Annotated in this window: 9 protein-coding genes and 3 pseudogenes; 3 read left to right on the forward strand and 9 right to left on the reverse strand. The window is 63.4% G+C overall.

What is annotated here, in order from left to right:
• From EFK10_RS00005 to EFK10_RS00040, 8 genes and pseudogenes are all read right to left on the reverse strand, one after another.
• Nucleotides 1–318, reverse strand: a 318-nt coding sequence (locus tag EFK10_RS00005) for an SDR family NAD(P)-dependent oxidoreductase (RefSeq protein WP_127353743.1), incomplete at its 3' end; no start/stop codon positions are given.
• A 317-nt stretch (nucleotides 319–635) separates the two neighbouring features.
• Nucleotides 636–1472 carry an amino acid ABC transporter ATP-binding protein gene (locus EFK10_RS00010; protein WP_322973259.1) on the reverse strand — a complete coding sequence of 279 codons (837 nt, stop codon included), beginning with the start codon at nucleotides 1470–1472 and terminating at the stop codon, nucleotides 636–638.
• Nucleotides 1469–2155, reverse strand: a complete 687-nt coding sequence (locus EFK10_RS00015; RefSeq protein WP_127353744.1) for an amino acid ABC transporter permease — start codon at nucleotides 2153–2155, stop codon at nucleotides 1469–1471. The genes EFK10_RS00010 and EFK10_RS00015 overlap by 4 nt, the downstream gene beginning before the upstream one ends.
• A 95-nt stretch (nucleotides 2156–2250) precedes the next feature.
• A complete protein-coding gene (locus EFK10_RS00020) occupies nucleotides 2251–3147 on the reverse strand; it encodes a substrate-binding periplasmic protein (protein ID WP_164835730.1) in 897 nt (298 codons plus the stop codon).
• A gap of 184 nt (nucleotides 3148–3331) precedes the next feature.
• Entirely contained in the window at nucleotides 3332–4003 is a 672-nt protein-coding gene (locus EFK10_RS00025) for an RraA family protein (RefSeq protein ID WP_206305238.1), read from the reverse strand.
• Between the two features lie 15 nt (nucleotides 4004–4018).
• Nucleotides 4019–4180 (reverse strand): annotated as a pseudogene (locus EFK10_RS00030) (SDR family oxidoreductase); the annotation flags it as partial.
• Nucleotides 4181–4430: 250 nt separating this feature from the next.
• Entirely contained in the window at nucleotides 4431–5096 is a 666-nt protein-coding gene (locus tag EFK10_RS00035; RefSeq protein ID WP_127353746.1) for a GntR family transcriptional regulator, read from the reverse strand.
• 37 nt (nucleotides 5097–5133) lie between these two features.
• On the reverse strand, nucleotides 5134–6390 hold the full coding sequence (locus EFK10_RS00040; RefSeq protein ID WP_164835731.1) for a metal-dependent hydrolase family protein: 1257 nt from the start codon (nucleotides 6388–6390) through the stop codon (nucleotides 5134–5136).
• Between the two features lie 204 nt (nucleotides 6391–6594).
• On the opposite strand from EFK10_RS00040, the pseudogene EFK10_RS53695 reads away from it, so the two are divergent.
• The 3 genes and pseudogenes from EFK10_RS53695 to EFK10_RS00055 all read left to right on the forward strand — a co-directional run.
• A pseudogene (locus tag EFK10_RS53695) lies at nucleotides 6595–6872 on the forward strand (transposase); the annotation flags it as partial.
• 119 nt (nucleotides 6873–6991) lie between these two features.
• Complete coding sequence (locus tag EFK10_RS53700; protein WP_456318716.1) at nucleotides 6992–7447, forward strand: IS110 family transposase; 456 nt, start codon at nucleotides 6992–6994, stop codon at nucleotides 7445–7447.
• A 385-nt stretch (nucleotides 7448–7832) separates the two neighbouring features.
• Nucleotides 7833–8044 (forward strand): annotated as a pseudogene (locus EFK10_RS00055) (IS110 family transposase).
• Here the strand turns inward: EFK10_RS00055 and EFK10_RS00060 are convergent.
• Nucleotides 8035–8849, reverse strand: an 815-nt coding sequence (locus tag EFK10_RS00060; RefSeq protein ID WP_127353748.1) for an IS630 family transposase, incomplete at its 5' end; no start/stop codon positions are given. The pseudogene EFK10_RS00055 and the gene EFK10_RS00060 overlap by 10 nt on opposite strands.

Below are 8849 nucleotides of genomic sequence, written 5' to 3' on the forward strand. Positions count from 1 at the left end.
GTCCACCGGGACACCGGCGGCCGTGGTGGGCGGCGGGCCGCCGGTGTTGTTGACGAGAATGTCGACCGGACCGAGCTGATTGTCCACGGCGGCGACGGCTGCGCCGAGGGAAGCCAGGTCCGACAGGTCGGCCCGAATAGGCAGGAACCTGCCGCCGGTCGCCTCGATTGCCTGCCGGGTCTGGTCGAGGGCGTCGAGGTTGACGTCGCCGCCGGCGACCCGCACGCCCTCGCGGGCCAGCGAGGCGGCGATGGCGGCGCCGAGGCCGCCGCCGGCGCCCATCACGAGGGCGACACGATTGTTGATTCCGAGATCCATGGGTTTACTTCATCCTGTTCAGTTGCCGACCTGCAGTGGGCTGGTCAGCTTGGTTAGCAGTGCGATGACGTCCACTGCGGTGATGCCCCCCGTGGGCCGGGGTGTCGAAGTCGGGGCGACCGGTCTCGAAAGTTGGATGACCGGGTCGTCGGTCGATGTGGCACGAAGCCGGCCCAGAGGCAACTCCGCGCTGACTTCCCGGGTGTTGGGCTTCCTTGGTGTCGGGCGCGAACGGAAGTCGTCTGCGGCTGAAAGCCCGTAGACGTTGCGAACTCTCTGGTGGGCGATGGTCCAGTCGAGGTCCAGTCCAAGGTTCGCTAGGAACCCTGGGCCCGCTCCAGACCCTCTACAGGATCGGGCGAAACGATACTCCGGACGAAATTGGCCGTCCTCGGATCCTTCGGCGACGAGAAGATCTGCTGAGGCGTGCCCTCCTCGACGAGTCGTCCGCCAGCCATCATCACCACCCGGTCCGCGACCTGACGCGCGAACTGCATCTCGTGCGTCACGACGATCATCGTCATTCCGTCGGCGGCGAGCTCCCGCATTGCGCGCAGCACCTCTCCGACGAGCTCAGGATCGAGTGCGGACGTCACTTCGTCGAACAGAATGGCCGAAGGATCCATCGCCAACGCGCGTGAGATCGCGACACGTTGCTGCTGCCCACCCGAGAGCTCGTGGGGGCGGTGATCCGCGCGATCAGCGAGGCCCATGCGGTCGAGCAGCTCGAGCGCGCGCTTCTTTGCGACCTCACGCGGAGTCTTGCGCACCCGCACCGGTGCTTCCATCACATTCTCCAGTGCGCTCATGTGAGGAAACAGATTGAACTGCTGGAAGACCATGCCGACGTCACGCCGCACATGTTGGAGCGTTCGATGGTGCGGTTTGTGAGGCTTGTTGCCAGCTACTGCGTTGTCGGCCAGCACGGTGCCGTTGACCACGATCCGCCCGGTGTCGACCGTCTCCAAGCCGTTGAGCGTGCGGATGAACGTCGTCTTGCCTGAGCCGCTCGGCCCAATCAGCACGACCACCTCGCCCTGCATGACATCGAGGCTGAAGTCGTGCAGTACGGGTGTGTTGCCGTACGACTTCGTAAGATTCTGGGCGACGATCAGCGGCGTCCGCGTGTCGCTCTGTTCATTTGCGGCCATCATGCAGTCCTCTCCACCTTGCGCAGCTCACTTCGCCGCGTCGATGTCAGATCGATGCGTTTCTCGAGCGCCCGAAGCCCGAGGCTCGTGGGGTAGCTGATGAGGAGGTAGAGCAGTGCGACGACGCCATAGATCTTAAAATACTGGAACGTCTGGGCCGCCAAGATCTGCCCGCTGAACAAAAGCTCCGTGACCGAGATGGTCGAGGCCAGTGCACTGTCCTTGAACAATCCAATGAAATAGTTGCCCGTCGCAGGCAGAGCGAGGCGCCCCGCCTGGGGGAAGATGATCCGCCACATGATCAGCGCCCGCGGCATACCCAGGCTCGATGCTGCCTCCCACTGGCCGCGGGGCACCGAACGGATGCTCGACCGGAAGACCTCGCTGAGATAGGCGCTGTAGTTCACACCGATGGCAAGAACACCCGCGACGAACGGGTCGATGTGAATGTTCACTGCCGGCAGTGCGAAATAGACGAAGAAGAGCTGCAGAATCAGCGGAGTGCCACGCATCAGCTCGATGTACACGGTAGCTGGTATGTACAACCAGCGGTTACTGGGCTCCAGGCGCATCGTCGCCAAGACGATGCCAAGCACGAGCCCCACCGCCATCGCGACGACAGTGATCTCGACGGTGACCAGGAGGCCCTGCAGCAGGCTCGGAAGCCAGCTGATAATTTCACTCATGTCAATTCCTTCCAAGGGGCCGCTTCACACAGAGCGATTCTGTTGTGCGGTCCGTTCCGGGCCAGACCACCGTCCGGCCCGGAACGGAAGACACCTCAGTTGGCGTTGAGGAAGCTGGCTGCTGGAACGAGCCCGTTCTGCTCCATGATCTTGGCTGCCGAGCCATCCGCCTTCATCTCGTTCCACACCGTGTTGAAGAGGCTGACGAACTGCGGATCGCTCTTGACGACCGGCAGGCAGTCGCCCGTGCCCGACTTGGGTTGTGTGTCGGCAAGACCCGTCAGGACCTCGTAATTGAGCGACGGGGCCTGCTTCAGGAAGTACGCCCCCGAGACCTGGTCGATGTATCCGGCGTCGATCTGCCCCTGGGAAACGGCGAGTGCCAGAAGGTTTGCCGTGGTGAACGACCTGACCTTGATGCTCGAATCCTTTTTGGCAAGAGCTTGCAGGTCGGTCAGCATCGTCGTGCCCGCGTAGCTGCCGACGGTCAGCCCATGCAGGCTCGACGTATTGATGCCCGTGATGTGCTTCGGGTTGCCCTTCGGCGCGATCAAGGTCTCTGGGTTGTAGAGCACGGGCTCGGTGAAGTTGACGACCTTTGCGCGCGGGGGGGTGTTGTACATACCCGCTGCAATGGTGTCGACGCGTCCGCTCTGCACCTCGGGGACCATGCTGCTGAACGGCGTGGCGGTCGCCTGGATTTGGACGTTCATGCCGACTCGCTTGACGAACTCTTCGAGTACCTGGGGGACGACTCCGACCGCCTTGGTGCCTTCGATCGACGAGATGGGCGGTTCGGTGTCGATGGCGATTCGCAGTGCACCGGCCTTCTCCGCCCGGACGAGAGTCGCTGAGACCGCATACCGCGCGCTCGACGTGGACGTGGAAGCTCCGGCACCGGAAGCGGCAGGAGTTGAAGAGCATCCCGCCAGAATCAGCGCGATCGCAGCCACCGGCAGCACCAGCAACTTGGTTTTTGTGATAGAACCCATTTTCTTGCATCCCTCAGCTGTGTGTTTCTTGACGCCGGCATAAGATCCCGGTCGGTCAAAGGAGTCCCTCGACATCGCGGGCCGCAACGCCGAATACCGTATACGGTATTCGGCGTATGTTGCATTGAGATTTCCAGCGCATCAGCCTTTTATGACTTCCAGCGCTACAGCCCCTGATGAAAAATCAGACATGTCCGAAATTGGCCAGGCATTCAGCGAGGGACTTGCCGAGGCGAAGGGCTTTTCGAATCTCGACCTCAGTGGCGGTGAGCGCCTCCGCGCGCTCGAGGATTCTCTCGACGACCGCATCGGGAACGACGATCACGCCGTCTTCGTCTGCGAGAACGAAATCACCATGGGCAACGGTGACCCAGCGAGAGGTGGCACCCGGAAGCGACACCGGCTGCTGCCACGACGTGACACGCCACCGCCCAATCGACTGTACCGGCGTGCGGTACTGCGCGAACACAGGGAACTCGTGCTCCTGCAGCCAACGGATGTCGCGAATGCCGCCACCGACCAGCGCACCTGCGGAGCCACGCTCCTTCATTCCCAGGGCGATCAGCTCACCGAAATAGCAGATCCCCTGGCCATCACCACTCCACACCGAGATCTCACCCTCGGAGATGCCCGCGCACGCCTCCATCTTGCTCGCGTCGCCCGTGCCCTCGTAAGGCTGGGTCTGCCCGGCAATCGTGTACGCCCAACCGCCGAGTCGTGATCCCGAGAACGGCGTGAATTGGGCAGACAGCCCCTGATCCACAATTCCCAGCTCATCCAGGGCGTCTGCAACATTGGCCGTATCCACGCGCAGGAACCGCTCGCGAATATCTTGTCTCTGCTCGTTCGTTCTCATCATCTTCACCTTTCGTCAATAGACGCTTGGGATCATCCCGCCGTCGACACGTGTGACGGAGCCGCTGATGTACGACGCCCTCTCGCTCGCCAAGAACGCCACAACGTCCCCGAACTCCTCGGGTGTTCCGTAACGACCGGCCGGAATCGCACCTACGCTGGCAGCGACGACGTCCTCGACCGCGAGACCTTCGCTCCGCGTTGGCGTCGCATTCGATGACCGTAACGCCCTCTCGTGCCAGCGCTAGTGACATCGCGTCACCGAGCCCCCCTCCTGGCCGAAACACCATGGCCACCCGACTACGGATTCCGAAAACCAATGTTCCTCCTTAGTGCGAGATGACGCGCCTGACCTGGCGAGCCGCACGCCAGCCCAACCGCTGAGGCGAACAAAGCCATCTCTCGGTGCGCAGACCCGTGATGAGGGCCTAAGAGGGCGACTCCAACGAGTACTGGAGCACGTCATGCACGTGAGCAGATACGAGATCTGCTGCCCGTTGCCCGTCGCGCTCCTTGATCGCCCGCGTGATGTCCACATGCTGCTGAGCGCAATTGATCGAATCCCGACCGGAGAGCGCATGGATGGCGCGAAGGGCGCTGCTCAGTGAATACGCATTATCTGCGATTCGCTCCAACTCGGCGTTGCCCGAAGCGGACCAAAGCGTCGAGTGGAAGGTGCGATCGGAGCGCCTGAATCCATCGGCGTCATGCTCATTGGCGAGTCTGAGAGATTCCGCCGCCGCCGCCTCCATGGCCGCGATCTGCTCCTCGGTGGCGCGCTGCGCAGCAAACTTCGCTGCGCTTTCTTCCAAGAGTCCGCGAAGCTCATAGGCCTGCACCATCGTGTCTCGCGTCGACTCGATGATCATCATGCCGCGCACGGGCATCGAGTGCACCAGCCCGACCTCGCGCAATCTCAGCAGCGCCTCGCGAACCGGCGTCTTGCTCACACCGAGGTCTTTTGCCAGCTGCGCCTCCGTGACGATGCTGCCGGGAGCAAGTGTGCGCGTGATGATCGCCTCACGAATCGACACGAGAACCCGATCAGAGATCGTTTCAGGACGAGATTCGAGCGGGAGCAACTGCGCGTTCACTCGTTTCCCCCCACTGCCATACACCTCTGCGATGTCATCACGCGCCCTCCGTCGTCGCGCGGATGATGCGTCCACGGTGCATGACGAAGCCGAGTTGCTCAAAGACTCCCAAGTCACTGCGCGGATCACCGGTGACGGCAATGATATCTGCGCTGCTGCCGGTTTGAACCGCCCCGATCTCGCCCTGCAATTCGAGCAGTTCTGCCGCGTGAGTCGTCAGTCCCCTGAGAATCTCAGCCCGCGGGACTCCCGCATTCTCGAGAAACCGTAGCTCTTCAGCTTGATTGTGCTTCGTCCAGGGGAACCCTCCGACGTCGGTGCCGAACACGAGCTTGACACCCGCTTCAAGGCAGTTGTGGATCGACCGTTGCTGCACTTCGAGCACGCTAGACCAGATGGGCCCGCGCTCCTTCGCGCGGTGCTCGACCACGTGATCGGCTGCGAGGACCGTGGGACACAGGAAGACTCCGCGTTCCGCCATCAGTCGCGCAACATCCGGACGAATCGAATAGCCATGCTCGATCGAATCGGCGCCGGCTTCGACGGCCATCCTCACGCCGACGTCCGACGTCGCATGCGCAGCGACCCGACGACCCCTCATGTGCGCTTCATCGACGATCGCCGCGAGCTCATCTGCAGTCCAGTTCGGCGCGGAGTCGATGTAGCCGTCGGCGTTCAACTGCCGCCCGGCACCCGCGTTCGTGTAGACCTTGATCCAATCAGCCCCGTACGAGATTTGCTCCCGAACGGCGCGGCGACAGGCATCCACGCCGTCCACGACCTGCACTCCAGACGGAAACACCCAATCCGGGCGATAGTGCAGCACCGGATATGTACCTGTCGACGACAAGGCCGGACCCGCGGCCAGCACTCGCGGCCCGTCAATGACACCTTCATCGACAGCGTCGCGAAGCGCGATATCCGCGTAGCCGACGCCTTCCGACCCCAGGTCGCGAATCGTGGTGAACCCGTGATCCAAGGCAATGCGCAGAGCCTGAACAGCGTGCGCGATCCTGTGGGCCGGGTACTCCTCCATCAGCTGATAGCGTGCCTCTTCGGCGCCTATGTTGCCGTGAAGCAGGATATGTGTATGAGCATCGATGAGTCCTGGCGCAATGATCTGATTGCCGAGGTCGATAATCCGCGCATTCTCGGGATGCGTGGCCTCCAGGCCGAGAATGCGATCGCCCTGGACAACCACGACCTGATCGAGCAGCTGCCCGGATTGCGGTTCCCACACGCCCCGCCCGCCGATCGATATCAGCTCGGGGGGCGTTGATTGCGTGTCAGTCAAAGGACCACTCCTCATCTAGGCGGGACAACTCTAATCGCCAGGTAATATCGGATGTCGAGTATCGTATATCGCGTGTCGAGTACGGTACACCTTGTGCGGTCCCGGCACTAGGCCCTCTTTTGTAGATCACGGGACGGGGGTCTCGCTGTCGCTAGGGGGTCTGTGCGGTGAACGGTGTAACTCCCGAGCTGGAAGCGACAGTTGATGACTGACGTGAAAAGTGACATCGAGGCCACGGAGGGCTCCGTGAGTGTGCTGGACGCTGTGGACGATGGCCTCGTGGCCGAGCTTGTGTCCCGCGCCAGGCCGGCGAAGTGAACTGACGGGCGAGGGTGGACTGCTGGCCGAGCTGACCCGGAAGGTCCTGGAGTCCGCATTGGAAGGCGAGCTCACCGACCATCTGGGGCACGAGCTCGGCGAGAGGGCCGAGGGCGGCCGGGAGAATTACCGCAACGGGGCACCGGAGCAAGACGGTGACTACCGGGGCCTGCTCGTCTCGGCACCCGCGATGCTGCGCGAACAGGTCGCCGACCTGCAGCGGGCGGAACTCATACGCACCCTGACCCGGCTACTGCGTCGCCTGGCCCGCCGCCACCAGGCCATGGACAGCGAGATCGCCGAGCTGGACGCTGAGCTCGGCCCGCTCGTCCAGCAAGCGGCCCCAGCGCTGCTGGAACTGTTCGGCGTCGGCCCCGAGACCGCCGGGCAATTACTGGCCTCGGCCAAAGACAACCCCGAGCGCATGCGATCGGAGGCGGCGTTCGCTCATCTGGCAGGCGTCGCCCCCATCCCGGCCTCCCCCGGCCGCACCCACCACCACCGCCTCAACCGCGGCGGAGACCGAGCTGCGAACAACGCCCTGCACACCATCGTGCTCGTCCGCATGCGCTTCGATGAGTGCACCCGAACCTACGTCGAGCGCCGCACGAAGGAAGGGCTCTCGAAGAAGGACATCATGCGCTGCCTCAAGCGGTTCGTCGCCCGCGAGGTCTACCGACCCCTGACGACCACACCAACAGAACGAATCCCTCAAACCGACCTCGCCCCTGCGGCTTGACAGCCATAGGAGTCAGCCGTTCACCTGTGGTGACGCCTCGCGGGCGTGAAAATCGGTACGGGGGCTGTCCGCCGACGCCGCTTGATGTTTGGGCCGCCGAGCCCGCATACGAGTCTGGTGAGGGAGCCGTCCGAGGGGCCGCAGCCACCGACATTCTCGTGGTCTCCGGGCGGGCCATGCTGGAGGCGCTCATCAGCGGCGAGCGCGACGTCCATGTCCTGGCCCAGATGGCGAAGGCCCGCATGCGCCCCAAGATCCCGCCCTGGTGGAGGCTCTGATGGGCAACTTCAGCGGGCACCACGCGTTCTTGTGCCGTCTGCACCTGGAACGCATCGACCAGCTCAAGGCCGCGATCGCCGGGCTGTCCGCGCGGATCGAGGAGGAGATGCGCCCTTTTGCCCACCAGCTTGAGCTGCTGGAGACCATCCCCGGCGTCGGACGGATCACTGCCGAGGTCATCATCGCCGAGACCGGCGGCGACATGACGCGCTCCGCACCGCCGGACACCTCGCCTCCTGGGCCGGAGTCTGCCCCGGCCACCACGAATCCGCCGGGAAGAGCAGAGCCGGCAAGACTAGTGGTGTGTCTCAGTTTTGAGTGACTGCTTTCAGGGCGACGCGTCCGCGCTGGACTTTCTCGATGATCTCGTCGGCAGTGGCGGTCCAGACGAAGGGCTTGGGGTCGTCGTTGTGGACGTCGATGAACTCTTGTATCGCGTTGATGAGTTCTTGTACCGAGGTGAAGCTGCCGCGTCGGATGGCCTTGTCGGTGATCTCGCGGAACCAGCGCTCGACGAGGTTCAGCCAGGAGGAGCTGGTGGGGATGAAGTGGAGGTGGAAACGAGGGTGCTTCTCTAGCCAGGCACGGACGTTGGCGTGCTTGTGGGTGGAGTAGTTGTCCAGGATCAGGTGGATCTGCTTGTCCTTGGCCACGGTGCGGTCGATCAGCCGCAGGAACTTCAGGAACTCGCCGTTGCGGTGGCGTGGGAGGCACTTGCCCAGGATCGTGCCGGTGAGGATGTTCAGCGCGGCGAACAAGGTGGTGGTCCCGTTGCGCTTGTAGTCATGCGTCATGGTGCCGGCCCGGCCGGGGATCATCGGCAGGCTGGGCTGGGTCCGGTCCAGGGCCTGGCACTGGGACTTCTCGTCGACGCTGAGGACCACCGCGCCCTCGGGCGGGCTCAGGTACAGTCCGACCACGTCGACGAGCTTGTCCTCGAACTGCTTGTCGTTGCTCAGCTTGAACGTCTTGACCAAGTGCGGTTTCAACCCCCGGGCAGACCAGATGCGTTGCACGGTTGCCCTGGACACGCCCTGGGCCTTGGCCATGTCCCGCGTCGACCAGTGGGTCTTGCCCTCCGGCCTGGTGAAGCGGGTTGCGTGCACGATCTCCTCGACCTTCT

The sequence above is a fragment of the Streptomyces soli genome (assembly GCF_003999195.1).
Classification (GTDB): Bacteria; Actinomycetota; Actinomycetes; order Streptomycetales; family Streptomycetaceae; genus Actinacidiphila; species Actinacidiphila soli.

Excerpts from the sequence above, each read along its gene's own strand:
- EFK10_RS00010 (WP_322973259.1), bottom strand. The coding sequence starts at position 1,472 with ATGATGGCCGCAAATGAACAGAGCGACACGCGGACGCCGCTGATCGTC.
- EFK10_RS00015 (WP_127353744.1), bottom strand. The coding sequence starts at position 2,155 with ATGAGTGAAATTATCAGCTGGCTTCCGAGCCTGCTGCAGGGCCTCCTG.
- EFK10_RS00020 (WP_164835730.1), bottom strand. The coding sequence starts at position 3,147 with ATGGGTTCTATCACAAAAACCAAGTTGCTGGTGCTGCCGGTGGCTGCG.
- EFK10_RS00025 (WP_206305238.1), bottom strand. The coding sequence starts at position 4,003 with ATGAGAACGAACGAGCAGAGACAAGATATTCGCGAGCGGTTCCTGCGC.
- EFK10_RS53700 (WP_456318716.1), top strand. The coding sequence starts at position 6,992 with ATGGACAGCGAGATCGCCGAGCTGGACGCTGAGCTCGGCCCGCTCGTC.